16 protein-coding genes and 1 pseudogene are annotated in these 25,532 nt (G+C 59.4%); 13 read left to right on the top strand and 4 right to left on the bottom strand.

All coding sequences use genetic code 11. From position 1 onward, the window contains the following. Positions 1-17: 17 nt before the first annotated feature. The 8 genes from CP49_RS45060 (at position 18) to CP49_RS24540 (ending at position 17,036) form a co-directional block, all read left to right on the top strand. Complete coding sequence (locus CP49_RS45060) at positions 18-404, top strand: hypothetical protein (RefSeq protein ID WP_156438620.1); 387 nt, start codon at positions 18-20, stop codon at positions 402-404. Beyond that, on the top strand, positions 401-1,921 hold the full coding sequence (locus tag CP49_RS24500; RefSeq protein ID WP_057852734.1) for a multicopper oxidase family protein: 1,521 nt from the start codon (positions 401-403) through the stop codon (positions 1,919-1,921). Before CP49_RS45060 ends, CP49_RS24500 begins: the two co-directional genes overlap by 4 nt. A gap of 68 nt (positions 1,922-1,989) precedes the next feature. Next, entirely contained in the window at positions 1,990-2,373 is a 384-nt protein-coding gene (locus tag CP49_RS24505; protein ID WP_057852756.1) for a carboxymuconolactone decarboxylase family protein, read from the top strand. Positions 2,374-5,637: 3,264 nt separating this feature from the next. Further along, complete coding sequence (locus tag CP49_RS24515; RefSeq protein ID WP_197423212.1) at positions 5,638-7,263, top strand: ABC transporter substrate-binding protein; 1,626 nt, start codon at positions 5,638-5,640, stop codon at positions 7,261-7,263. A gap of 64 nt (positions 7,264-7,327) precedes the next feature. Next, the gene (locus CP49_RS24520) at positions 7,328-8,359 is read left to right on the top strand and encodes an ABC transporter permease (protein WP_057852737.1); all 1,032 of its coding nucleotides are present in this window, start codon (positions 7,328-7,330) and stop codon (positions 8,357-8,359) included. Then, on the top strand, positions 8,356-10,182 hold the full coding sequence (locus CP49_RS24525) for an ABC transporter permease subunit (RefSeq protein ID WP_082646209.1): 1,827 nt from the start codon (positions 8,356-8,358) through the stop codon (positions 10,180-10,182). Before CP49_RS24520 ends, CP49_RS24525 begins: the two co-directional genes overlap by 4 nt. Next, positions 10,179-11,165, top strand: coding sequence for an ABC transporter ATP-binding protein (locus CP49_RS24530; protein WP_057852739.1), 987 nt, complete (start codon positions 10,179-10,181; stop codon positions 11,163-11,165). The genes CP49_RS24525 and CP49_RS24530 overlap by 4 nt, the downstream gene beginning before the upstream one ends. Before the next feature lie 330 nt (positions 11,166-11,495). Then, a complete protein-coding gene (locus CP49_RS24540) occupies positions 11,496-17,036 on the top strand; it encodes a trifunctional serine/threonine-protein kinase/ATP-binding protein/sensor histidine kinase (RefSeq protein WP_057852741.1) in 5,541 nt (1,846 codons plus the stop codon). A gap of 394 nt (positions 17,037-17,430) precedes the next feature. Here the strand turns inward: CP49_RS24540 and CP49_RS24545 are convergent, their stop codons facing one another. After that, complete coding sequence (locus CP49_RS24545; RefSeq protein WP_057852757.1) at positions 17,431-17,847, bottom strand: GlcG/HbpS family heme-binding protein; 417 nt, start codon at positions 17,845-17,847, stop codon at positions 17,431-17,433. Positions 17,848-18,301: 454 nt separating this feature from the next. Between CP49_RS24545 and CP49_RS24550 the strand changes: the two genes are divergently transcribed. Together CP49_RS24550 and CP49_RS24555 are read left to right on the top strand one after the other, a co-directional pair. After that, a complete protein-coding gene (locus CP49_RS24550; RefSeq protein ID WP_156438621.1) occupies positions 18,302-18,466 on the top strand; it encodes a hypothetical protein in 165 nt (54 codons plus the stop codon). Between the two features lie 525 nt (positions 18,467-18,991). After that, entirely contained in the window at positions 18,992-20,911 is a 1,920-nt protein-coding gene (locus tag CP49_RS24555) for a potassium transporter Kup (RefSeq protein ID WP_082646210.1), read from the top strand. Positions 20,912-21,646: 735 nt separating this feature from the next. On the opposite strand, the gene fdhA is transcribed toward CP49_RS24555, so the two are convergent. After that, positions 21,647-22,855, bottom strand: coding sequence for a formaldehyde dehydrogenase, glutathione-independent (gene fdhA, locus CP49_RS24560; protein ID WP_057852743.1), 1,209 nt, complete (start codon positions 22,853-22,855; stop codon positions 21,647-21,649). A 526-nt stretch (positions 22,856-23,381) separates the two neighbouring features. Between fdhA and CP49_RS46270 the strand changes: the two genes are divergently transcribed. The 3 genes from CP49_RS46270 to CP49_RS46280 are packed head-to-tail and all read left to right on the top strand — an operon-like array spanning position 23,382 to position 24,559. Further along, positions 23,382-23,771: a hypothetical protein gene (locus CP49_RS46270; protein WP_197423213.1), complete on the top strand. Its 390-nt coding sequence runs from the start codon at positions 23,382-23,384 to the stop codon at positions 23,769-23,771. A gap of 36 nt (positions 23,772-23,807) precedes the next feature. Further along, positions 23,808-24,194: an NAD(P)H-binding protein gene (locus tag CP49_RS46275; protein ID WP_197423214.1), complete on the top strand. Its 387-nt coding sequence runs from the start codon at positions 23,808-23,810 to the stop codon at positions 24,192-24,194. Then, on the top strand, positions 24,191-24,559 hold the full coding sequence (locus tag CP49_RS46280) for a hypothetical protein (protein ID WP_197423215.1): 369 nt from the start codon (positions 24,191-24,193) through the stop codon (positions 24,557-24,559). Before CP49_RS46275 ends, CP49_RS46280 begins: the two co-directional genes overlap by 4 nt. A 241-nt stretch (positions 24,560-24,800) precedes the next feature. Here the strand turns inward: CP49_RS46280 and CP49_RS49365 are convergent. Both CP49_RS49365 and CP49_RS49370 read right to left on the bottom strand, forming a co-directional pair. Continuing rightward, positions 24,801-25,085: pseudogene (locus CP49_RS49365) on the bottom strand (recombinase family protein). Further along, positions 25,009-25,422 (bottom strand): recombinase family protein, encoded by a 414-nt coding sequence (locus CP49_RS49370; RefSeq protein ID WP_420807640.1) that lies wholly within the window; start codon positions 25,420-25,422, stop codon positions 25,009-25,011. The pseudogene CP49_RS49365 and the gene CP49_RS49370 overlap by 77 nt, the downstream one beginning before the upstream one ends. Positions 25,423-25,532 lie beyond the last annotated feature (110 nt).

Here is a 25,532-nt window from a genome sequence, read left to right on the forward strand (position 1 = left end):
TAGGTCGAGCACCGGGTATGGTTCCCGAGGGTCGTGAAGTTCGTCCCTCAAAGAAGGTGCGGCTGCATCCAACGCAGTCGTCGCTTACCGCCATGAAACGTAATCCTAACTTCGTTCGCCATCGCCAAATTACAAAGTATCGGGACAGCGGCAAGCTCTTCGCGAGACGCCATGGGTCGTCACGCACCCATGATGTGATTGTTGCTGTTACGCTGCTCGCATTACTGGTCGTGGCTATCGTGACCTGCGCCATCTCCAATGAAATCACGGATAGCAGTTTGGATCGCCAGAGTTATGTCGCGTACGCGATCGACGTCGTCGCGACCCTGGGCTTGAGCATTGGACTGGCGGTGCTGCTGTTCTCCAGTCGTCCCCGTGCTGACGACGAAGGAGCGAGGTCGTGAGCAAGCCCTTCTCTCGCCGTCGATTTCTGCACACTGCGCTTGCTGCGAGCGTAGTGCCCAACTTACCCGATGCCGCGCGCGGGGCTGCGCCTGCTCCCAAGCGTCTTGTCGCGGGAACGCGCGTGTTGGAAGTGAACGGCCGACCAGCCAAAGTCTTCGGGCTGACAGGCCCCGACGGGCGTCCCGGTATTCGCCTTGCTGCAGGCGAACGATTCCGCGTGGATCTTGCCAACGAATCCGGCGCACGGACCCTTGTCCACTGGCATGGGCAGCTTCCACCTTGGACGCAGGACGGTTTCCCCTGGCCGCAGACCCCGCCGATCGTGAACGGCGCTGTTCAAGCTTATGACTATGCTCCGATTCCCGGCACGTACTGGATGCACTCGCATCATGACATGCAGGAGCAGAGCCTGATGACCGCGCCCCTTATCGTCCATAGTACCGCTGAGCTTCGCGAGGACCGCCAGGAAGTCCTCCTCATGCTGCACGACTTCACCTTCCGAACGCCGGAGGAGGTGCTCGCCGGTCTCACCGGCACGAGTGTAGCCGCTGCACAGGCCATGACGAAAAAGACCGAGGAGGCCCCAGCTGACAAGGGCGACGCCAGTGTACCTAAACCACGCATCGTGGGAATGGCCGCCCATGCGCCAAGTATGGCCATGCCGGGAATGACCATGTCAGGACTGGGCGGCACGCAAATGCACATGGATCTGAATGATGTTCACTACGACGCCTTCCTTGCGAATGATCGAACCCTCGCCGATCCGCAGATCGTGCGCGTTGAACGCGGCGGTCACATCCGCCTCCGGGTCATCAACGGTGCATCGTCGAGCCAGTTTTGGGTCGATCTTGGCGAACTCGTCGGCCGCGTGGTCGCGACCGACGGCCACCCAGTACATGCAGTGGCAGGCAATCGTTTCCCGCTCGCGATGACCCAACGCCTCGACATCCTGATTGATTTACCGCGGGCCGGCGCGTTTCCGATCCTTGCGCGGCTGGAAGGCGACGGCCGGCAGACCGGGATCGTCCTCGCCACTCAAGGTGGGCACATTCCGCGGATAGCCGAGGGCGCGCCAGCCGCGCCGCCGGTCGACCAGTCGCTGGAGGCCCGCCTTATGGCAGAGGAGCCGCTGTCGCAACGCTCTGCGGATATCGTCAAGACCATCGTTCTCGGTGGCGGAATGAAGCCTTATGCTTGGTCCATGAACGGCGAGTATTGGCCGCAGGTCTCGCCGCTTATGCTGACAAAGGGACAACGCGTCGAGATCGATCTGGTCAACCGCACCATGATGGCGCATCCGATCCATCTCCACGGCCACGTGTTCCGGGTGATCGCAATTGATGGACGACCAATCCAAGGGGCCGTGCGCGACACCGTTCTGGTGATGCCGATGGGCCGCGTCCGGATTGCTTTCGACGCCGACAATCCGGGACGATGGGCGTTGCACTGTCACAATCTCTACCACATGGTCACCGGCATGATGACGGAGCTTAGATATCAGGGCATCATCTTTTGACGACCGCTCCCTCTCTCCATCCCATTGAAGGTCTTCGCGAACTACTCGATGTGAAGGATACCGACATGATGCTCAATTGGAACGATTACCGCAAACAACTGGCGGCCGGCGTGAAAGAAATCGGTCAGCTCAGCCCCGACACCATCAAGGGATATATGGCCCTCAGCGCGGCTGGCCAGAAAACGGATCTGCTTGGCGCGAAAGTCCGCGAGCTCATCGCTCTCGCAGTGGCCGTCACCTTGCGCTGCGACGGTTGCATTACGGTGCATACCGAGGCCGCAATCAAACGCGGCGCGACCACGGAAGAGATTGCGGAAGCTCTAGGTGTCGTCACGACCGTCAACGCCGGGGCTGCGCTTGTCTACTCCGCACGTGTGATGGATGCGTTCAACGAATACCCGAGCGCTGCCTCGCCGCGCGAGCCGGATTCCCTCGCCAATCTGCGTAGCTGAACTCGGATTCTCGGCCGCATGCTCTTGCGCGTGCTCAAAGCTCCTGGCGTCTTCAGAAGAAGCTCCTCCAATAGTCAATGAATTACGGTCGATGGTGACGCAAGCCGAGCGAAAGTAACTGCGAACCGTTGTGCGAAGGGTAGCCATTCTAACGCTCACTGAATGCGACGGGGCCGCAACGGAAGACGATTGCTGGTAAATGGGAACAGATTGGCGGCCTCTGTCGCACTAAAGAAGAATTTAGTGGTGCCGATGCGGTTGTCTCCTATCTAGTCAGCAAAGGAGACAACTATGAAAATCACCACAGTAGCACTAGCAATTGCGTTGACGCTCCCCAGTACGTTCGCCCTCGCGCGAGGTGGGATGAGCATGGGAAGTCACGTCACTCGCCCCTTCAGCACGGTCGGTACGGCAGGCCGTATTGCAACTAAACCCAGGAATGTTTCTGGGAACACGCTTCTTCCCATCGCGCATGATCCAAGCGGATCGACACTAACTGGGCCAGCTGTGAACCGCGGCGGCTAACCCATAGAAAGCCTCCGCAACTTCGCGGGCTTTCTCATACATAGCGGCTGGAAGCTTATTCGTGCTGGCAGGGCCGCAGCACGGCCGGACCATTCCACTACCGGATACCGGAGGCGCGGCCCCTTGGACATGCGCGCATGGTCTTGCCGATTAAACGAACGTGAGGCCGGTGCCCATTGGGGAGACGGCCACCCGAACGCATTTGATCGGCAGCGTCCCGGCCCACCACGTGCAGGTCGAGACCGTTCGCTACCCGACAAGTTGATTGGAGCAAATGCGATGCGTTCTTTTTTGGCCCTAAGCCTGATGATGATCTTGGGTGCTGCTGCAAGCGCCGCGACTGTGCATCACACTATCCCGCGACATCATGTCATCGTTCGTCCTAGCCAAGGGTTCCAGGGCTACGCCGGTCCGGGCTGGGCCTACGCAGCGCCTCCGCCTACGGTTCACTACGACGACACACCTAGCTACAACGATCCGTCCAAGTTTGGCGGCCCAACGGCCTTACCTATTGAGAACTAGACATAGGGAGCGGCGGACTCGGCCACCCTAAGTGCCGCTCGCGAGACTTCGTAGCGTTCGCGACGCCGATTGCAGCGGGCTTTGTGGCGTCGTGCACCGCCACTAGGAGCAGCGCCGCCAATGACTAGATTGCGGCATCTTTTTGTCATTAAGTCCGAGCGCCGAACTCGCGGCGCAGCACACTTGATCTGCGTGAATGCAGCCTGATTCCCCTCTCAACGGTCAGTCGCGTTCGATGATCTTGGCGCCCGGGTAGACCCGGCGGGCGTACGCAACAACCAGCGCTCGGTCCTGTGTCTCCAAGAACGGAGTCCGGATCTGACACGACCCAACGATGAGGTGCCACAAGCCGTTAAGCCTTTGGATGATGACGTCCACGTGAGTGCTTCCTTCGCTGCTTGAGAGGTGTTGTGGGTTATGTGTGCACCTGATGCAACCGAACACGTCCTGACACAACCGTGCGGGCAAGCGCAAACCGACTGGAGCACGAACGCAGAGGCCAGTGCTATAATGATAGGAGGGAAAAAGCAGGGCGGTAAAGCCGATCAGCAAAGCAACGTCGCCTCATGCTACACCTCCAGGCATGCTTCGCGATCCCGTTACTCCACCCTGGCTCACATTCGCGAGCAGCCGACCGAGCCGACGCCTTAACCGGATTAGAGTGCGCTGCTTTCTCAGCTCGCCGCTCGTAGTCCTCAGCAAGCGCCTTAAGCTGACCCGCGACGTGTTGGTCCGTCATTGTTTGGGCCGCCCGGAGTATGGTCCGTGCCGTGTCCAAATATTCCTTGCTCAGCATTTCGCCTCCACAATCCCAGTTCGACTGGCATAACGCCGTCGAACTACAACCAATCACAGAGAGACGGACCGGGCCATTGCACAGGCGTTTATCAGTGCCTTACATTTGCTTGAGACGAGGATACTTAGGTTTGCGATCATCACCTGCGCGCCTCGCGAGTGGTGGAGCCTGGCTCCTCGCGCGGCGGCTACCTAGCGAAATCGGTCGATCAGCTGGTGACGCTGCTGTTGGCCAAGTACGCTCGCGAGGTCGCTAAGGGCTGCCAAGCGACAAGCGTATCCTCCGCGCGGCTCGGAAAACGCACGGCGCGCGTCTAACGGCTTGGTGTTGGGGCTGATTTCGGGTTTAGGGCGCCGTCAAGCGCGCATTCGACATTCCATTATCGCGCGAGATGATTCTGCGTCTCATACGGGCGATTCGTTTCGCGCGATATTTGGTCGGCGTCGGATCGGGAAAGCTATCGGATTTCCCAGACGGCAGTGCATCAGGGCAATTAGTCGAGGGAAAGCAAGATCGAGCCACGTTGTCGAAGTGGAGCAACGATCTTCGCCAGAGCTTCCGAACCATCACGACTGTAGCTGGTGTGTCCGAGTTCGACGCAAAGCTGCAGATAAACCAGGCCGTTCCCGGACTGAATGCCGGTCACATTACTCGACACAAGCTTCTTGAGAACCACCTGCGATGCCAGCAACAATCAATCAGCAGCGCGCTCTATTTGCTGGTCTGGGAACATCGATGAACAAAAATCAAGGGTCTCCCAGGATGGCCGGGCCGCAGTGCAAGCTGACGAGCTACTTTGGATGCATCGATCAATTCGCGCGGTTGCGAAGAAGGGAAGCAAGCGCACCATTCGACAGGCCGCCTGATCCGATATAGGTCGAGCGTCGATACCGAAGATCGCGTGGCGGCCCGAAACGAACTGTCACATGCGCGGCTTAATTCTCAACCAACTGCTTCATCGCGGCAAGTTTGGTGATCGATTGTAGACTTGCCGCGCAGACTTAACCAGAACGAACTAAGAACACTGCGATCTTCGATCAAGATGAAAATGCGACGTTGCCTGGACCCGAACGGGTCGCTCATTGTCGACCACGTCCCCGAATTGAAACTCATAATTGGCCCGCAGCCGGTTCCGGATCTTCCACCGCAAGACACTCAGAACCGGTTCCAGCTGATCTTCGGACGCTTCATCAATGTATTCGCGCGGCCCGGATCACCCCAATGATCTGCAATGGCTCGGCGCGGCGACGCTCGACAAGGCCGTTGAGATAAAAGTAAACTTCAACGCAGCGCACCTCAAAGGATGGGCTTAGGCAAGACGGATTGGGGAAGTCGATAAGGAATAAACTTTCGGACAAGGCTGTCTACGATCGGCCCCCCGAAGTCTCAGAAGATTATTTTGAGGCAGCAGGGAAGAAATGATGCGGAAACATCCGGTGATTTGGGCAGTCGTTGGCGGATGCGGGGTGCTGGCCTTGATCAGCGGCGGGTCTCTGGCCCAAACCAAAGACACCATCGTCATCGCAGTACCGGGAACACCACAAGGCGTGGATGTTGACCGCCAATCGGGTCCCCAAACGTGGACGATGGCGGCACAGGTTATCGAACCGGGCGCAGAATGGAAACCAACCACCTATCCGTATGCGCCGACCCCAGGGGCAGATCCGACCAAGATTCCTGAGTTCACCTACCCAGACTTCCGGGCGCAGGAAACAGTTCCGCGCATTTTTGAGAACTGCGATTTGAGTGCGGACAGCAAGACCGCCGTTTATCGTCTGCGCAAAGGGGTGAAATCGGCGGTGGGAAATGAATTCACGGCCAAGGACGTGCTGTGGAGGGTTAAGCGCGCGCATGAGCTTAAGGCGATTGGAACGTTTATGCAGAATGCTGCGAACGCGCCCGACCCAAAACAGTGGCAGAAAGTCGATGATCACACTGTGCGGATCAGCTCCGACAAGCCGATGCCGCTAATTTGCAAAATTCTCACCAACCTCTACTGGTATTGGTACGATAGCACGGAAGCGAAGAAGCATTCGACGCCTGACGACCCGTGGGCTACCAAATGGGCTTCGACGAGCCTTGTTGCCTTTGGACCCTATGTGATCCGCAGCTGGGAAGCGGGCAATCGCGTGGTCATGGATGCCAACCCGAACTATTGGCAGGGTCCACCGAAGATCAAGCGCATCATCTATCAGGTCGTTCCGGAGTCGGCGAGCCGTCTGGCACTTCTCAAGGAGGGCAAGGTTGATTTGATCGAAGGCGTTTCGCCCGACGAGGCGGTCAGCCTTGCAACGGCATCCAACGTGCGCGTGGCCGCGGTTCATGGCAACCAGTCGATCTATCTGGTGATGAACAACAATAAGGCGCCGTTTGACAAGGTGCAGGTTCGGCAAGCCATCAATCATCTGCTCGCGCGCGACCAGATCGTTAAAGATATCTATCGCGGGCTGGCCGTCTCCTGGGAAGGCGTAATGCCCAGCGTCTATCCCGGCTATGTGGAATTCAACAACTACACATATGATGTGGCTAAAGCCAAGCGCCTGCTCGCCGAGGCAGGCTATGCCAACGGCTTCCAGACCACACTGACCTACAGCGCCGGCGATCCCGTGCAAGAGAACATAGCCGTGCTTTTGAAGTCGACGCTATCTCAGGTCGGTATAAACATCGATCTGCGCAAGCAGCCCGTATCGGCTCATTCTGACTTGGTTCAGTCAAAGAAAGCCGATTTTGCACTCTGGATCGACTACCCGATCCAGCCGGACCCCAACTACTCGCTCAGGCTGCTTTATCTGACAGGCAATGCTGTCAATTACCAAAATTACAGCGACAAGGAGGTCGACCGCTTGCTCGAAGAGGGCGCCTCGATCGTCGATCCCGCCCAGCGCAACCCCTTCCACCGCCTCGCCGAAGAACGCATCCACGAGGCAGCAACTCTGGGTTGGATCGCAGAACCGTCGTATGTCAACGCTATGAGCGCCAACCTCTCGGGCTGGAAGTGGTTCACCACCCAGCACTATAAAGTCAACGAAATGTCCTTTGCCAAGTAAGACGCTGCATCGTATCCGGGCAAGCGCCTGAGGCAGGACGGGTCAAAGTAGCAGGTTTAGAATCATGCGGACCCTCAAGTACATCGGCCGACGCTTGTTGGTTCTGGTCCCGCAACTGTTCCTGATCTCGATCGTTACGTTCACTCTCGTGCGCATGCTGCCGGGCGATCCTGCCCGCCTAGAATTGGGCCCTCTTGCCCCAGAGGAGGGAGTAGAGCTGCTTCGCCACCAACTCCGCCTCGACGAGCCACTGCCGCAGCAATACATCGCCTACCTCCAGCGTCTTCTTCAGGGTGACTTCGGCAGGTCCTGGGTCAATTCGAGCTCGGTTGCTCAAGATCTTCTCGTCCGCGCGCCAGCGACGCTTGAGCTCATCACCGCCGGAATGCTCATCGTGCTGGTGATTATGGTGCCGATCGCGCTTCTCTCGGCGAGTCCGTCCCGCGGTTGGCTGGCGCGCGCGACGCGGCGCGTCAGTTTCGGCTATGGCCTGCTTGCTGGAGCTTTGCCGGATTTCTGGCTCGGCCTAGTTCTCATCTTCGTCTTCTTCAGCGTGCTGGGGTGGGCGCCTGGTCCGGAGGGCAGGCTCGCCATCCTCGATCTTCCGCCCGCGCGGGTCACGGGCTTCTACGTCGTAGATGCACTGCTCGCTGGGAATTTCGACACCTTTGAGTCGGCTTTGTCCCATCTCGCACTGCCGGCCGTCACGCTTGCTTTCGTCTATGGCGGCCCGATCTTTAAAATGGTGAGAGCGAGCATGGAAGCGGCGCTTCGCAGCGACTACACGATCTATGCCGAGGGCCTCGGCCTGCCGCGACGCACGGTCCTGCTATGGGCGATGCGCAATGCGGCGCCGCCGGCAGTTGTGGTCACAGGCGTTGTTGCCGGATATCTGCTCGGCGGCGCAGTTCTGATCGAAACAGTTTTCAATCTAAACGGAATCGGCCGGTATGCTGTGCAGTCGATCACGACTGCAGACTATGCACCGATACAGGGCTTCGTGCTGGTCGCAGCGGTCTTCACGGTGATGGTGAACCTGATTGTCGACCTCCTCCAGTTCATGATTGATCCGCGTGTCTCGGCGAGGGCCTCTTGAGCGCGCGTAAGGTTGATGACGACAGGCGCCAGCAGCATTCGTCTGCAAGCGTAGCAAGGCATCCGGCGCACCGGAGCGTCATCGGATTGTGGTCGCGCCTCAGCCGCTTCGACCGGGCGGTTTTGGTCGTCTTTGTTCTTATTTTGATTATAGCAGCCATCGGCCCGTTTGTTGCGCCCTATCCTCCGACGGTTGCTGATCCGCTGCAGCGGCTGGTGTCTCCGAATGGCGCGCATCCTTTCGGGACAGACGAAAACGGCATCGATGTCCTGTCCCGGCTCATCGCAGCTCCTCGCACCGACGTACTCATTGCCGTCATTGCCACCACCCTCTCGGTTGCGATCGGCGCGCCGCTTGGCGTTGTCGCTGGTTATTTCGAGGGAGCAGATCGGCGAGCGATGCGATGGATATCGGAGGGGACACTGCGTCTTCTCGACGTCATTCAGGCGTTCCCGGTCTTCATTTTGGCTATGGTGCTGGTGGCGATTCACGGCACCGGACCGGTTAATGTGGTTTTCGCAGTCGCTTTCGTGAATTTTCCGGTGTTCCTCCGTCTGGTGCGATCTGAAATGCTTTCCCTGCGCGAGCATCTTTATGCCGAGGCTGCGGTGGCTCTCGGCAACTCCGAACTCGGCGTCGGTTTTAAGCATCTGCTTCCGAACGCATGGCCGACAGTCCTAGTTCAGGTGTCGGTAACGATAGGCTTTGCGGTGCTATTGACCGCCGGACTGAGTTTCGTAGGTGCTGGCGTTAGCCCGCCTACGCCTGAACTCGGAGCGATGATAGCGAGCGGCGCCAAGTTCATGATCACCGGACAGTGGTGGGTTGCGATGTTTCCGGGGCTCTTGTTGGGCCTAATCGTCTTCACATTTGCCGCCATGGGCGACATTGTAGGCAAGCTGATGGAGCCGGGGCAAAGAGCCATACCCTCGCGTCGTCTCTTATCGAACGCCCGCATCGCGCCTGCGGCGCAGGCCGAAGCCGCCGCACCTTCCGCACAGGACGCGGTACTCTCGGTCCGTGGGCTCGCTATCGAGGCCTCTGGTCGCCCTCCCATCCTCGACGGCGTGAGCTTTGATCTCATGCCCGGCGAGATTCTCGGCGTAGTCGGCCTCCCCGGTTCCGGTAAGTCCATCCTCGTTCGCGCCATCCTTAGGCTGCTCGGCCACGGTCTGCAGCGGCGTGCGGGCCATGTCTTTTTCCGCGGCAAGGATCTGGCCGAACTCGATGAAAAGACACTGCGCGCCATTCGCGGCTGCGAGATCCTGCCTCTGCTCCCCAACGCCAAGAGCCAGCTCAATCCGCTGGTGCGAGTTGGCGATCTCATGGTGGCGCATATTCGAGCCCACAATCGGTGTTCCCGCCGTGAAGCACATGCGCGCGCCGCGAGGATGCTGGGCGCGATCGGGATCGGCGACGCGGAGCACTGGCTCGCGGCGTATCCGCACGAGTTGAGCGGCGGCATGGCGCAGCGCGTCTGCCTTGCTATCGCACTGGTGCATCGGCCGCCGCTAATCATCGCCGACGAGCCGACGGCTGGCCTTGACGTGACCGTGCAACGACAGGTGCTCGACCTGATGATAGAGCTTTGTCACCAAAGTGGCGCCGCCCAGGTCCTGGCGACTCGCGAACTCGGAATCGTCGCCCATTATTGCCACCGCGTTGCGGTCCTGGATGAAGGTCTGATAGTCGAAATGGGGTCCGTTCGAGATGTGCTGTTGGCCCCTCGCCACGCCGTTACTCGTAGACTGATTGCAGCTGCCGACTTGCGCGCCGTCAGCACTGCTCCGACAACCAACACATCCTCGAAGATGGTCCCATGACAGATACCCTGGTAGCCGTCGAAGGGCTGGTCAAGCGCTTCTATCTTAGGGGCCAAAACTATGTCGGTGCTATCAATGGGATCAGCTTTGAGATCGGACGGGGGGAGACTCTCGGGCTCGTCGGGGAAAGCGGATCGGGCAAGACGACGGTCGGCCGGTGTCTGCTCCGCCTGGTTGAGCCAACGAGCGGGCGTATTCGCTTCGAGGGCTCCGACATCACCCAACTCACGAAACGGGAACTCAAACCGTTGCGGTCGCGCTTGCAGATGGTGTTCCAAGATCCGTTCGCCTCCTTGAACCCGCGCCGGACGGTGCGACAGACCGTTGAGGAGCCGCTCGCCCTGCAGCGCTATGCACCGGCCCACGCCTGGCTCGGCATGATAACCGAGATATTGAAGCGAGTGGGTCTCGGGCCGCAATACCTGGATCGTTTTCCGATCGAATTGACGGCAAGTGAACAGCAACGAGTGGGTATTGCTCGGGCGCTCATCACCAGCCCGAAGCTTGTCGTTCTTGACGAACCGACCTCGACCCTCGACCCCACGGTCCGTGAGGAAATCTTGGGTCTGCTGCGCTCGCTTCAAAGCAGCATGTCGGTGGCGTACCTGTTCATTTCGCACGACATCATGGCGGTGGAACGTATGAGCCACCGGGTTGCAGTCATGTATCTCGGCCACATCGTGGAACAAGCTCCGACGGCGGCCATAATGGCAGACCCACGCCACCCGTACACGCGCGCCCTGATGTCAGCCGTCTTGTCGCCTGACCCGGCCCGTCGGTTGCCCCGCAGCCTGGTGGTCGGTGAGATTCCGAGCGCGATAAATCCCCGCCGGGAATGCCCGTTCTACAGCCGCTGTCCGATCAGGTTGGATCGCTGCCTCGACGATGTACCGCCAATGGCTGCGGTGGGTCCTGAACACGGCGCAGCCTGCTTACGTTGGCGCGAGACGTCCGAAGTGCTCGCCGAGGTCGCTCCGGAATAGTCGTGAGCCGCGTCGTGCCTGCCTAGCAGCTGGATTTTATGACTGTAATGTCATAGAGTTGCGCCAGCCGAGAAGTGGCTACACTCGGTCGATTTCGCAAAGTTGGCGATGACGCGCGCTAAAAGTTGGGAGCGCCGTGAGGAATGCCATCATGAGGCCCATCGCTCTCGATGTTGCTTGTCGCTGCGCTGCCGCCACGCACTTTGGCGGCCGCGACGCCCGCGTGGAGGCGACGTCGATGGCGGAAGCTGATCTGCGAAGCAGGCCAGAGGCGCGAGTAATCCTTGAAGTCCGAGCTTGCGCCATTGGCGTGAACGCGGAGTCCATCAAATGAATTTATCCCTGTCACTCGGAGTGGACGGGGTTAGTCGCCTCACGGTGTTGTTGGAGGATAGTGGGCGCGTCCTCTGTCGAGGATGGCACGGTGACGTCGATGGCGACGGGACCGCCGTGCTGGCCGTACTCTCCGCATCGGAACACCCCACGCCGGCCTTCGTTGATCAGCTGGCTCATGAATACGCACTGAAGGATGAACTGAACGGTCGGTCAGCGGCGCGGCCGCTGGCACTTGTGCGCGAACACGGGCAGACCGTGCTACTCCTTCAGGACCCCGGGGGCAGGCCTCTCGTCGGGCTTCTCGGCCGACCCATGGAGATGGGACGGTTCTTGCGCTTCGCCACAGGTTTATCGGCTGCACTGCGCCATGTACACGAACATGGCCTTATCCATAAGGACATCAAGCCGGCCAATGTGCTCGTTGATTTCGCGACCGGCCAAGTTTGGCTGACAGGCTTTGGTATCGCTGCGCGTCTCCAGCGCGAGCGTCAGTCACCTGAACCTCCCGAACTCATCGCGGGGACGCTCGCCTACATGGCGCCCGAACAAACCGGACGAATGAACCGTTCGATCGATTCCCGGAGCGACCTCTATTCACTCGGGGTCACCCTGTACGAAATGCTTACCGGGGCCCTACCCTTTATGGCCTCGGATCCGATGGAATGGGTCCACTGCCATATTGCGAGACAGCCTGTCCCGCCAGTAGAGCGGTTGAAGGACGTGCCAGCACCTGTCTCCGCCATCGTGTCGAAGCTGCTCGCCAAGAGCGCCGAGGAGCGCTACCAGACCGCGGCCGGCCTGGAGCGCGACCTCGGGCGCTGCCTTGCCGCATGGGAGGCTCAGCATCGGATCGATGCCTTCCCGCTCGGCCAACAGGACACGCCCGATCGGCTTTTGATTCCCGAGAAACTGTACGGGCGCGAGCGCGAGATCGAGACCTTGCTCGCCGCCTTCGACCGCGTCGTCACCAGCGGCCGGCCGGAGCTGGTGCTGGTCTCGGGATATTCCGGCATCGGCAAGTCAGCCGTCGTCCATGAGTTGCACAAGGCACTGGTGCCGGCGCGCGGCCTTTTCGCCTCCGGCAAGTTCGATCAGTACAAGCGCGATATTCCTTATGCGACGCTGGCGCAAGCGTTTCAGGGCCTGATCCGCGCACTTCTGGGCAAGAGCGACGCCGAGCTGGCCGGCTGGCGCTACGCGCTCGGCGAGGCGCTTGGCCCGAACGGGCGGCTCATGATCGACATTGTTCCCGAATTAAAGCTCCTAATCGGAGATCAGCCGCCGGTCCCGGATCTTCCGCCGCAGCAGGCACAAGGCCGTCTCCAGTTGGTGTTCCGACGGTTTCTCGGCGTCTTTGCGCGGCCCGAACATCCGCTGGCGCTCTTTCTCGACGATCTGCAATGGCTCGACGCGGCGACGCTCGACATGCTTGCCGACTTGTTGACCCAGGCGGACGTGCAGCGGTTGCTGGTGATCGGCGCCTACCGGGACAACGAGGTCGATTCCGCTCATCCCCTGATACGGAAGCTCGACGCCATCCGCAAGGCGGGAGCATTTGTGCAGGAGATCAGTCTTGCGCCACTGGCCCGAGAAGACCTGGTGCGGCTCATTGCGGATACGCTGAGCTGCGCGCCGGGCGATGCCGCCTCGCTGGCGCGACTGGTCCACGAGAAGACGAATGGCAATCCCTTTTTCGCCATTCAGTTCATCTCTACGCTTGCCGAAGAGGGGCTGCTCCGCTTCGATCATGACGCCGCACGCTGGTGCTGGGAACTCGATCGCCTTCACGCGAAGGGGTACACCGACAATGTGGTCGATCTCATGGTCGGGAGATTGACCCGCCTGCCCGTCGCGACCCAGGCTGCGTTGCAGCAGCTTGCTTGCCTCGGAAACGTCGCCAAGATCACGATGCTTTCGGTCGTCCTTGGAAAATCGGAGGAAGACATCCGTTCGGACCTCTGGGACGCCGTTCGTCTAGAGCTGGTTGAGCACTTGGAGAGCTCTTACAAGTTCATCCACGACCGTGTCCAGGAGGCCGCCTATTCACTCATACCGGAGCCGTTGCGCGCCGAGGCGCACCTCCGCATCGGAAGGCTACTCGCAGCACATACCCCGGCGGAAAAACGCGAAGAGGACATCTTCGAAATCGCCAATCAGCTCAACCGTGGCGCCGTCTTGATCACGTCACGCCACGAGCGTGAGCAGTTCGCCGAGCTTAATCTGCTCGCGGGCCGGCGCGCCAAGGCCACTACCGCCTACGCCTCGGCGCTCACTTATCTGACTTTAGGTGAGGCCCTGTTGCCGGAGGACTCGTGGGAGCGCCGGCACGAGCTCACCTTTGCGCTGGCGCAGCACCGGGGCGAATGCGAGTTCCTCACTGGCGCGCTGGCGCAGGCGGAGCAGCGCCTGGCGGGGCTGTCAAGCCGGGCCGCAAATACGGTGGAACGAGCTACGGTCGCGTGCTTGCGCGCAGATCTGTACACGGCTCTAGATCAGAGCAGCCGCGCCATTGCCGTGGGGCTCGACTACCTCCAGCATCTGGGTATCGACTGGTCGCCGCATCCGACGGAAGAGGAAGCCCGACGCGAATACGAGCGGATCTGGTCGCAGCTCGGGGGCCGCACGATAGCGTCTCTGATTGAGCTGCCTTTGATGAGCGACCCGGCCTCCCTCGCAACGCTGGATGTTCTGGCCAAGATCGTGCCACCTGCATTCTATACGGATGCGAACCTGCTTGCCCTGATCACCTGCCGAGCGGTCAATCTCAGCCTCGAGCGCGGCAACTGCGACGCTTCGTGCAGCGCCTATGAATGGCTGTCCATGCTCGCCGGCCCGCACTTCGGCGACTATCGGACCGCCGTATATCGCTTTGGTCAGCTCGGCTATGACCTGGTCGAAGGACGCGGACTGACGCGTTTCCAGGCCAGGACCTACATGGACTTTGGTGGTAGCGTTCTGCCCTGGACGAGACATGTCCGGGCTGGCCGCGATCTGGTGCGCCGCGCGTTTGAGGCGGCAAACAAGGTTGGGGACCTCAACTACGCCGCCTACTGCGGCAACCAGTTGAATACGAATCTTCTCGCCGCGGGCGATCCGCTTGCCGAGGCTGAACGCGAAGCCGAGCATGGCCTCGCATTCGCGCAGAAGACGCGGTTCGGACTTGTCATTGACTTCATCACCTCGCAGCTCGGGCTGATCCGGACGTTGCGCGGCTTGACGCCGACATTCGGCTGCTTCGACGATGAGCAGTTTGATGAGGCTCGGATCGAGCGCCGCTTTTCCGGAAATCCGGATTTGGCGTTTGGCGAGTGCTTCTACTGGATTCGCAAGCTGCAGGCGCGTTTCTTTGCCGGCGACTACGCGTCGGCCCTCGAGGCCTCGCCCAGGGCCCAACGGCTGTTGTGGAGCTTGGGCTCGCAGTTTGAAACGGCGGAATATCAATTTTACAGCGCGCTGACTCACGCCGTGTCCTGTGATTCTGCGGCAGCCGGCGAGCGGCAGCAGCACCTTGACGCTGTCGCTGCTCATCACAAGCAACTCCAGCTCTGGGCGGCGAATTGCCCGGACAATTTCGAGAACCGCGCCGCGCTGGTCGGCGGCGAGATTGCGCGGATCGAAGGCCGGGAGCTTGATGCCGAACACCTCTACGAACAGGCCATCCGCTCGGCCCGCGCAAACGGCTTTATTCACAACGAGGCGCTCGCCAATGAACTCGCTTCCCGCTTCTACGCAGCGCGCGGCTTTGAGAAGATTGCCCGCCTGTATTTGCAGGACGCCCGCTACGGCTATCTCCGCTGGGGAGCCGATGGCAAGGTGAGGCAACTTGATCGGCTTCATCCGAGTTTGGCCGCTCCGGAGGCGCACGGTCCCACAGCGAACATTGGCTCCTCGGTCCAGCAACTCGATGTAGCGACCGTCGTCAAAGCCTCTCAGGCCGTGTCCAGCGAGATCGTTTTATCCAAGCTGATCGAGCGGCTGATGACGATCGCGCTCGAGAATGCAGGCGCGGATCGCGGACTTCTGATACTGCCGGCAGAGGATGACCCTTTGATTCAGGCAGAGGCAAAGGCCGCCGACGATCAGATTGAAGTCGTGCTGTGCCAAAGGCTAATCACCAGCGTCACTTGTCCCGAATCTCTCGTCCGCTATGTAATCCGCACGCGCGAAAGCGTGATTCTCGATGATGCCTCCAAGCCCAACCTTTTCTCCGAGGACGATTATCTGCGCGGCCGACCAGCCAAGTCGATCCTCTGCCTACCGCTGATGAAACAAGGACGCTTGACGGCGCTGCTCTACCTCGAAAACACGCTGAGCTCGTACGCGTTTCCCCCAGAGCGAATTGCGATCCTAGAACTGTTGGCGGCGCAAGCGGCGATCTCGCTGGAGAACACCCGCCTCTACAGCGATCTTCAAGAGCGTGAGGCGAAAGTCCGGCGCCTGGTCGAATCCAACATCATCGGGATCTCAATTTGGGACTTTGATGGTCGCATTATTGAAGCCAACGAGGCCTTTCTACACATAGTGGGACATAGCCGCGACGATATCGTTTCGGGTCGTCTGCGCTGGACCGAGCTAACGCCCACCGAATGGCATGGCGCTGACGAACGGTCCGTGGCAGAGCTTAGGGCTACGGGAAGCTGCAAAGCCTTCGAGAAGGAGTACTTACGAAACGACGGCAGCCGCGTGCCCGTGCTTGTCGGCGCGGCGACCTTCGGTGGACCTCGCGACCAGGGCGTCGCCTTCGTCCTCGATTTGACTGAGCGCAAAGAGGCCGAGCAGAACCTGCGAGAGAGCGAGCGGCGATACCGCGAAGCGCAAGCGGAACTTTCTCACGTTACGCGCGTGACGATGCTGGGAGAGCTAGCCGCCTCGATCTCCCATGAAGTAAATCAGCCGCTCGCCGGCGTCATCGCCAACGCGGAGGCATGCCAGCGCTGGCTCGACCGCGAAACTCCTGACCTGAACAAAGCGCGCCGCTCAGTGGAATGGGTAATAGACGACGGCAATCGGGCGAGTGAGGTGATCCGACGCGTGCGTGCGCTCGCGAAAAAGACGGGCGTTGAGAAGGCGCCTCTCGACATCAATGATGTCGTCAGGGAAACCATCGCCCTGGTGCGGCGTGAACTGGCCAGCCACCAGGTGTCGTTGCGCACGGATTTCGCATCCGCTCTGCCCGTGATCCAGGCCGATCGGGTTCAAATGCAGCAGGTGATTATCAACCTGGTGATGAATGGCATTGAAGCCATGCAAGCGGTCACAGATCGGCCGCGCGAACTGGTGATACGATCCTGCCAGGACGAGAAACAACAAGTGCTAACAAGCGTAACGGATTGCGGCGTCGGAATCTCCGCCGAGAATGCCGATCGACTCTTCAACGCCTTCTTCACCACCAAAGCCAGCGGCATAGGTATGGGGCTGTCGATCTGTCGTTCGATCATCGAAGCCCACGGTGGCCGGCTGTGGGCCATTGCAAACGTGCCACACGGTACCACGTTTCAGTTCACCCTGCCGGCGAAAGCCGACACTGCGTCCTGAATGCTGCGCGCGTAAGTCCGAAGAACAGGCGGCCCCGGACGCGAGTTCACTCTGCATCAATCGCGCCGTTCTAACCGATCGACCTGGCGCGATTGAGGCGCGAGGAGGCGCTTCACTCCGGTGCCGTCGCTCGATCTGCCAAAAGGACATCGTCTCTGGAAACGCAGCGAGCGCTCTTCCGGAGGATGCCGACGTTACTCAACCTTTCCCATCGTGCGACTAAATCGAGATGTAAAGGCTGCGAAGTCGCCTTATCACAAAAAAAGCCCCGACACAGGGCGGGCTTTTGTGTTTCCTGAGATCGGCAGTCATTGACCAGGGCGCCGACATCAAATGGCCCTCACTGTCGTCCGATCAGCTCGGTTCGACAGATGGCCAAGCTTAACTCCGTCACCTACTGAGCTGTTTTCGGTAAGGGGCTTAATGCCGCCGCCGCGGCGTTCGCGATGCCGGTGTCGTTCTCCATGCTAAAGCCGGCAATACCTACTGCGCCTACGACTTCGCCGTTTACGCGTATCGGCACGCCGCCGCGCAGTGCGGCGATGCCGGCGGTGACGAATGCCGTTCGACCTCGATTGATGTTGTCCTCGATCTCTGCCGTCGGCCGTTGTAGCCGCGCAGCCGTTCGTGCCTTCTCGATGGCGAGGTCCGCGCTTGCTGGACGGACACCGTCCATCCGCTGGAAAGCAAGCAGATCCCCGTTGGGATCAACCACTGCGATTGCCGAGGGGCCATTGCGCTGCTGCGCGGCCTCCTTCGCTGCTTGCAGGACCGTCTGAGCTCCAGCTTGATCGAGGACCAATACGCTCATGGTCTGTGCCCGGACTGACAGGCAGAAGACCGTGGCCAATATTCCAACGCTAATTCCAAGTTTCGTCATGGCGAACCGATCGCTTCGTTAAAGTTTAGCCTCTTATCATGCATGGCGACTTACGGGATCTCATTTCCTGATGTGGGAAGAAACGAGCACCATGCTCATCACGCTTGAGTGTTCGGCGACGCCGCGGAAGGGCTTTCAAATCCAATCGCAAGGTTTGGCCGCGAGATAGAGCAAGAGCTGCGAAAACACCGCAATGCTGGGAGTTTGATTTCTCCCTCTCGCACGCTATTTGCTTTGTGTGGCTGAGCAGCTCAACCGTGATCTTGGGCGCCTTTGATGGTCCGGATGGATTGCAAGATCCTTGCAACCACAGCCATTAAGAAGAGTTAGCAACCCGGTGGATATTAAGCCGTTGTTCGGCCTTTGTGGTGTTCCCATCGCTTCGATGACGTCCGAGTTTAACGACCAGGTTACTTCGGTCGCGCTCAGCGACGTCCGCGGTGCACTCGGGATCAGCCACGATGCCGGAACCTGGATCGAAAGCCTCTATGTGTCGGCCGAGATCATCGGCATGGCGGTTTCGCCTGGCTGGTGGTGGCTTTCACGCTAAGGCGCTGGCCGCTGTTTGCGATCGCGTTATGCGGCGGCGCTCGGCATCATTGCCATGGGAGTGGTACTGATGCTGGCCAAGAAATGATGTGGCCGAACACACCGCGCCAGCCGAACAAACGCCAGCAGCGTTAGCCTCAGCTCTAAGCGTGATCAGACCTGTTGCGATCGGCGCTCTAGGTACACACGCGATCTCTTAAACTCGAATTTAGCCCTCCGACGCTCCAATTTCATGGTCGGAACAGAGTCTGGACCTACATTACGTGGGATAGGCCATCTGACCTTTGCGCTCACGGTCTCGCCGCCTGAAAGACAACCCGTGATGTGCGAAAGGCGCGATGCTCCAGGTTGGCCGCGTGAGGAAGGCTCAATGATCGCTAACCACACCGAGCGGCAGGATACGCACCAGCTTGGCCGTACCCACATTCGGATTTTTGCTCTTCAGGCTGAACATCCTTGTTGACGCGATGGGTGGCGCAAGCTTGCCCCATCTCGCTGCGCACGAAGGAAGAATGCTGGAAATATCATGCCAACATCTGCTGCGTCCGCACTGAATACTCCGGCGGATCGAGCTGGGGACACTCAAAAGAAGTTGGCACGGCCCGCAACCGTACCGGCTGGGCTTCTGGCACTCGGCATTGTCTATGGCGACCTAGGGACCAGCCCTCTGTATACCTTGCAGACTGTTATGCACTTCATGGGGGATCAATTCACGCCGGAAGCGGCTCTTGGCACGCTGTCCCTCGTCTTTTGGGCGCTGATCATCACGATATCGATCAAGTACTGCTTTCTGGTCATGCGCGCCGACAATCACGGTGAAGGCGGGATACTCGCGCTGATGACGTTGACCGGTGCCCGCTGGGCTGGTCGTGGTCGGTGGCTCATTATCATGGGCCTGTTTGGTGCAGCCCTCATCTATGGAGACGGAATTATTACACCGGCAATCTCGGTCCTGAGCGCGGTAGAAGGCCTGAACGTCGCAACAAGTATATTCAAACCGTACACGATGCCGTTTGCCCTTATCATTCTGGTCGGCCTGTTTGCGATTCAGAATCGTGGGACCGGGACCATTGGAAACACCTTCGGACCGATCATGTTCGTGTGGTTTGCCACAATCGCGATTCTTGGACTTGTCGGAATCGTGCATCATCCGCATGTTCTGGCTGCGATAAGCCCTATCTATGGTGCTCGACTCATGATTGAGCACGGATTTCTCGGGTTCACCCTGCTGGGCGGCGTATTCCTCGCCCTGACGGGCGGTGAAGCGCTTTACGCTGACATGGGCCACATCGGACCAAATCCAATCCGCGCTGCCTGGTATTGCGTCGTGCTGCCGGCTCTCGTCCTCAACTACGCCGGCCAGATCGGGAATTTCCTGGGCGCTCCCGACCTCGAAGCAAACCCGTTTTTCAAGCTCGCGCCAAACTGGTCGATTTACCCGCTGGTCGCGCTCGCAACGCTCGCCACCATTATTGCCAGCCAGGCCATCATCACCGGTGCGTTCTCCATGACGAGGCAGGCGATGCAACTCGGCTATTTTCCGGGTGTACGGATCCGTCAAACCTCGGCGGAAGAACACGGACAGATCTACGTACCATTCGTCAATTGGACTATGATGGCGTTTACCGTCGGCCTGACCGCAGGATTCGGAAGTTCCGATCGCCTTGCGGGAGCTTACGGGACCGCTGTATCGACCACCATGGTCTTAACGACGGCACTGCTCTACCATGTAATGCGCAATCGGTGGCATTGGTCCCTCTGCCAGGCAGCCGCCGTCACGAGTATTTTGTTGGCCGTCGATGTTGCCTTCTTCTCGGCGAACCTTCTGAAGATATTGGATGGCGGCTGGATCCCGCTGACATTCGGCGCCCTCGTGTTCACCATCATGACGACCTGGCATTACGGCGTTGAGGCAATGTATCGCCGCAACGCGGCAATATCTCAACAGCCGGCCAAGTTCTTCGCGCACCTTCGCACAGATAACGTCGCTAGAGTTCGTGGCACGGCGGTGTTTCTCACACGAGTTGGTGGGGCGATACCGCCCATCATCGTCAACTACGTGAAGCGCGTCGGATCGCTGCAAAAGACCGTTATTTGCCTGACGGTCAGCTTCGAGGACGTTCCTCGCATTCGATCAAAAGACCGCGTCCGCATAGAACAACTCGACGAGGGTTTTTGGCACGTAACTGTTCACTTTGGTTTCGTCGAAGTCCCCGACCTTCCGGCTGTCCTTGCGCTTGCGAAACAGGACGGAGTGTCAGTCCTCGATGAAGCAAGCTATTACATCGAGCGAGGGGATTTCAGCAGCAGCAAACATCGAAATCTCCTGTCGCGATGGCGCATCGCATTATTCTCGTTCATGTCGCGCAATTCCGCGCATGCCATCGACCGGTTCAAGATACCCTCGAGCGCATTGATTGAAATAGGCCGAAGGGTCGAGCTGTGATAAGCAGATAGAGCAGGCAGCGGCGAACTTTCAATTCGAGTAGCAGTGAGGCAAAGCTCCTCAGCTTGCGCGAATGCAGCCGTTCTCGTTCTTGGGACTTGAGCTTGTCATGAACGGAGGGCTCGCCCGATCGAGTACCGGCATCAGAGGTTCGCCAGAATCCGGTAAGACTACACAAAAGATTAGATACGATGGGCTCTCGAATTCATTCACGTTGCTGGCTGCTCTGGCCGCCATGAGCTGTCACGCCACTAAAAATCGTGCTGGATGGAGGCCTGCGCCGACTGCACGAAATGGCGCTTCGCCATTTCGACTCCCTGCTGCCTAACAACAGGCCGACCAGGGCGATCGTCGGCGGTGCGGTAGAGCGGACCTGAACGAGGCCAGGTCGTTCCTTCCAAACGGGTGCCGCCTTCAACCCGGCGCGAGCGCCTGGCCCTATGGTCGCGACTGGTATTTTCAGCGATGTGACAGACCCAATCGTTGGTGCCATCGTCGCTGCCATTCTGCACACGGGCCTCGCCCGGCTCGCCCGTGAAGGGAAGGCGGCCCAGCCGCCCAGCGCTGCCCAGACGACCGCTGAGTGAGTCCCAATCGAGGTGCTCATGTTTCAATTTGAGAGGAAAATCGCCCCGCTGCCGCTCGATAATACACCGTGGACGCTTAGAGCGTCCACGGTGTCGTTTTGGAGATAGAAAGACCCTCAATCAGTGATGCGCCCAGTTTGCTTTTGTCTCAGGCCGCTTTAGAGAGTTGCCCGTGCGGATCGATGACGAATTTGCTTGCGACGCCGGCGTCGAATGATTTGTAGCCTTCCGGCGCCTGCTCAAGATCGATCACCTTGACATTGACGATCTTGGCGATGGGCAGCCTGTCCCAAAGTATCGCCTGCATGAGCTGGCGATTGTACTTCAGCACCGGCGTCTGGCCGGTGTGGAGGGCATGGGACTTTGCCCAGCCGAGACCGAGGCGCAGGCTGAGGTTGCCCTGTTTGGCTGCCTGCTCCTTCGCGCCGGGATCGTCGGTCACATAGAGGCCGGGAATGCCGATCGCGCCGGCTGCGCGGGTGATCTCCATCAGGCTGTTCAGCACGACGGCAGGCGCTTCGACGACCTTGCCGTCGGTTCCTTGCGCCTTTGCTTCGAAGCCGACGCAGTCGATCGCACAGTCGACTTCCGGAACGCCGAGGACGTCGGCGACCAGTTCGCCCAACCGATCGTGCCTGGTGAGATCGATCGGCTCGAAGCCGACGTTCTTGGCGTGGGCGAGTCGCTCCGTGTTCATATCTCCGATCAAGACAACTGCGGCGCCAAGGATGCGCGCGGACGCTGCCGCCGCGAGGCCGACCGGCCCGGCGCCGGCGACATAGACCGTCGACCCCACCCCGACCTTGGCGGTGACGGCTCCATGGAATCCCGTCGGCAAAATATCGGAGAGGCAGGTCAGATCACGGATCTTTTCCATCGCGTGCGCCTTGTTCGGAAACTTCAGCAGGTTGAAATCGGCATAGGGCACCATCACGTAGTCGGCCTGCCCGCCGATCCATCCGCCCATATCGACATAGCCATAGGCGCCGCCAGCGCGGTCGGAATTGACGTGAAGGCAGACGCCGGTGTCACCCTCTCGACAGGTCCGGCAGCGGCCGCACGCGACGTTGAAAGGCACCGATACGAGGTCGCCGACCTTGAGATACTCGACGTCACGGCCTTTCTCGATCACCTCGCCGGTGATCTCGTGTCCGAGCACCATGCCGGCCGGTGCCGTCGTGCGGCCCCGGACCATGTGCTGGTCGGAGCCGCAGATATTTGTCGTTACGACCTTGAGGATGACGCCGTGGTCGATCGACTTTCCTGCCGGATTGCGGAAGGTCGGAAAGTCGATGCTCTGAACTTCGACGCTGCCGGGCTTGAGGTAAACCACGCCACGATTGGAATTGGAAGGCATCTGCAATCTCCTCTAAGTTTCGCTCTGAGATTCATTTCGATGTGCCGAGTTTCTGCGGACGGCAGGACGCCATCAGTGCGCGCTGAGGGACTCAACGAATCCCCGATGTACGGGCGGATCTTGGGATTTTGCCCCAAGCCGACGCCAACCGGATTGGCTCGAACATAATCAATGTGCCGGAAAATGACTTTGCCCTTCTTGCTGCGACTGGGGCGAGCTTGCGCTAACTTCGGGATCACGCCTTGGTCTCCCGGCAATCTTCCCCCAGCGGCGTCCGACGTGGCGGGCGAGCACGTGGGCTTCAAACAATCGTGAGGGACGTGCTTCAACTCGGCGTGAGAGCGGGCGGCATATTCGAACTAGCCCTCTGCGAAAGATGAGATGACTGACCTTGGGCGCACTTGACGGTGTTCGTTATTTTGACCTCGAAGATCGACTTTGGGCGGCTTTCCGTCGGGGCTACCGCCTTTTGGCGGCCTGTCTATGTTTGAGCGGTTTGCATCTGACTGCGCGAAAGAGGGTTTCCATGACCGAAGAAACACAACATGCGCGTCCACTCTCACGAGTTCGCGAACCCGCAGACCGTGAGCAAGACGCTAGCCGCCGCACTCTGCTGGGATTGCCCTTTCTCGCAGAGGCGTCTTTGGCTCCATTCGCCACGGCGACCACTTTAGTCCCACCCCCCGCTACTGCCGCCACACAACCGCCCAACACATATACTGAGCCGCTTGGCACGAGCCTGGAAGGCTGGCCGTATCCTGGCCCCCTCCAATTCCTGCCGCTGACCATGGAGGGCCAACAGGTCCGGATGGCCTACATGGACTTCCGCAGCCCAATTCGGTGGCAAATGACCCACGACGGTCATGAAAAGGCAAAGGTCGGCATCGCCGGACAACAATGGATCAGCATAAAATGAACGATTTGATTATTTCAAACTGAAAGGCACATTGCGATGACCAAGATCATAGTGCTCGGCGCCTCGGGCGCGATGGGTAAGCACGTTGCTCAGCAAGCCGTTGATGCCGGACATGAGGTTTCGGTGATGGTGCGCACACCTTCCAAACTGCCCGCATCATGGCGGGACAAGGTCAAAGTGCACAAAGCCGATATTACCACCCTGTCTGCAAATCAGCTCGGAGCGCTTCTGGGCGGTGACGATGTTGTCATCAACACCGCGGGTCTGGTTAGCGACGGCGACAGATTCGTCACTCTGGTAGCACATATTGTCAGTGGCCTTGAGACCATTGAGCCGGCAAATCGCCCGGTGGCGTGGTTCATCGCGGAGCAGGTCTGCTGGACATTGGCGACACGCGGCGTCGCGGATTGGAGCTGCCGTTGATCAAGAAGACCTACTGGCCGCACGGCGAGAACTTCAAGCGGCTCGAGGCATCCACACTGGACTTTCGCCTGCTCTGCCCTGGCCCGATGGTGGAGGACGCTGCTGTCGGCCTGGAAAGGTTGCGCGTCGCCATAGACCGATTGCCTGTTCAAACACCCGCTGCAGTCAAGTGGTTGCCCGATTGGCTGCTCGTGCCGATCTTTGCCTCTCGTGTGCCAGAAATGATCATCCCCTACGCTGACGCGGCGGCGCTGATGCTGAACAACCTTGAACCCGGGAATGCGATGTCACGCCATCGCGTGGGTTTGGCTTTGCCGGTCGGCATGAAAGGTAAAAAGGAGCGCTGGACGGCACGCGCGCCCTGAACAGAGCACAACCCCACCCGGATGGAGTGTCGCCTGTTGGCAGATTGTGTTGAAAACGTCTTTTCCGCCTTCACAAAAACGGCCACGGACCTTCGCATCGCCCCTAGCGAGCATGCAGCGGTAGAAACGTCCAAACATCGGCCTTTCGCAAGATTTTGGCAGCCTCTCAAATTTCGACTTTTTCAACAGTATCCGCCAGAAGCGATCACTCGGTATCGGCATAGCGTCGTTCCGCCGTGGCTCATATTCGCGCTTCAATAGCAGGCTCGACACAACGCCGCCCTAGTTTCGTTCCTTTCGGCCTGGCACGAGCGAGAAAGGCGTGGACTCGCTCTCGAATGATCCTCCGCTCAAATTCCGCAAATACGCTCAGCATCTAAAACAACGCCTTGCCGGCGGTGGTCGAAGTATCGAGTCCTTGCTGGTCAAGGAACAGCCCAACTCCCTTTTCACGAAGGCTTTGGAGAATGTCGAGCAGGTCGGTGAGCGATTGACCGAGCCGATCCACTGACCATGTCGCAACCATGTCGAGCTCTTTCGCGTTTCATCGTTCTCATCATGGCGTCAAGCCCAGGACGTTGATGCCTGCCCTTGGCGCCGCTGATGCCGGCGTCTTCGTAGACTTTCCAAATCTCCCATCCCGACCTACCGGCCACAGCGCTCAACTCGCGCAGTTGACTTTCGGTGTCCTTGGATGTGCTGACCCGTAGACAGATGGCGACGCGCTTTTTCATTGAGTTCTTCTTTGCCGGAGTCAGCATGCTCCTTCCATTTAGCTCAGCGAAGGGAAATAGCTCAGCGAGCGCGTGCATCCGCACGCGAGTTTTAAAATGGGTTTTCGGTATACCCGGAAGATGAGGCATGGGGGTGTGTATCGGGACTAACAGAACGACGGCAGTCGGCGGCGCTGGCCAGTGGTCACGAGAAATCCTGCCTCAAAGTGGCGGCGATCTGTTCCAGCGCCCAGTCGACC

Source organism: Bradyrhizobium valentinum (genome assembly GCF_001440405.1).
GTDB classification, from domain to species: Bacteria; Pseudomonadota; Alphaproteobacteria; order Rhizobiales; family Xanthobacteraceae; genus Bradyrhizobium; species Bradyrhizobium valentinum.

Bases quoted from the DNA above. Each gene is read 5' to 3' on its own strand.
- CP49_RS45060 (WP_156438620.1), top strand. From the start codon at position 18: ATGGTTCCCGAGGGTCGTGAAGTTCGTCCCTCAAAGAAGGTGCGGCTG.
- CP49_RS24505 (WP_057852756.1), top strand. From the start codon at position 1,990: ATGCTCAATTGGAACGATTACCGCAAACAACTGGCGGCCGGCGTGAAA.
- CP49_RS24515 (WP_197423212.1), top strand. From the start codon at position 5,638: ATGCGGAAACATCCGGTGATTTGGGCAGTCGTTGGCGGATGCGGGGTG.
- CP49_RS24520 (WP_057852737.1), top strand. From the start codon at position 7,328: ATGCGGACCCTCAAGTACATCGGCCGACGCTTGTTGGTTCTGGTCCCG.
- CP49_RS24530 (WP_057852739.1), top strand. From the start codon at position 10,179: ATGACAGATACCCTGGTAGCCGTCGAAGGGCTGGTCAAGCGCTTCTAT.
- CP49_RS24540 (WP_057852741.1), top strand. From the start codon at position 11,496: ATGAATTTATCCCTGTCACTCGGAGTGGACGGGGTTAGTCGCCTCACG.
- CP49_RS24545 (WP_057852757.1), bottom strand. From the start codon at position 17,847: ATGAGCGTATTGGTCCTCGATCAAGCTGGAGCTCAGACGGTCCTGCAA.
- CP49_RS24550 (WP_156438621.1), top strand. From the start codon at position 18,302: ATGACGTCCGAGTTTAACGACCAGGTTACTTCGGTCGCGCTCAGCGAC.
- CP49_RS24555 (WP_082646210.1), top strand. From the start codon at position 18,992: ATGCCAACATCTGCTGCGTCCGCACTGAATACTCCGGCGGATCGAGCT.
- fdhA (WP_057852743.1), bottom strand. From the start codon at position 22,855: ATGCCTTCCAATTCCAATCGTGGCGTGGTTTACCTCAAGCCCGGCAGC.
- CP49_RS46270 (WP_197423213.1), top strand. From the start codon at position 23,382: ATGACCGAAGAAACACAACATGCGCGTCCACTCTCACGAGTTCGCGAA.
- CP49_RS46275 (WP_197423214.1), top strand. From the start codon at position 23,808: ATGACCAAGATCATAGTGCTCGGCGCCTCGGGCGCGATGGGTAAGCAC.
- CP49_RS49370 (WP_420807640.1), bottom strand. From the start codon at position 25,422: ATGCCTCATCTTCCGGGTATACCGAAAACCCATTTTAAAACTCGCGTG.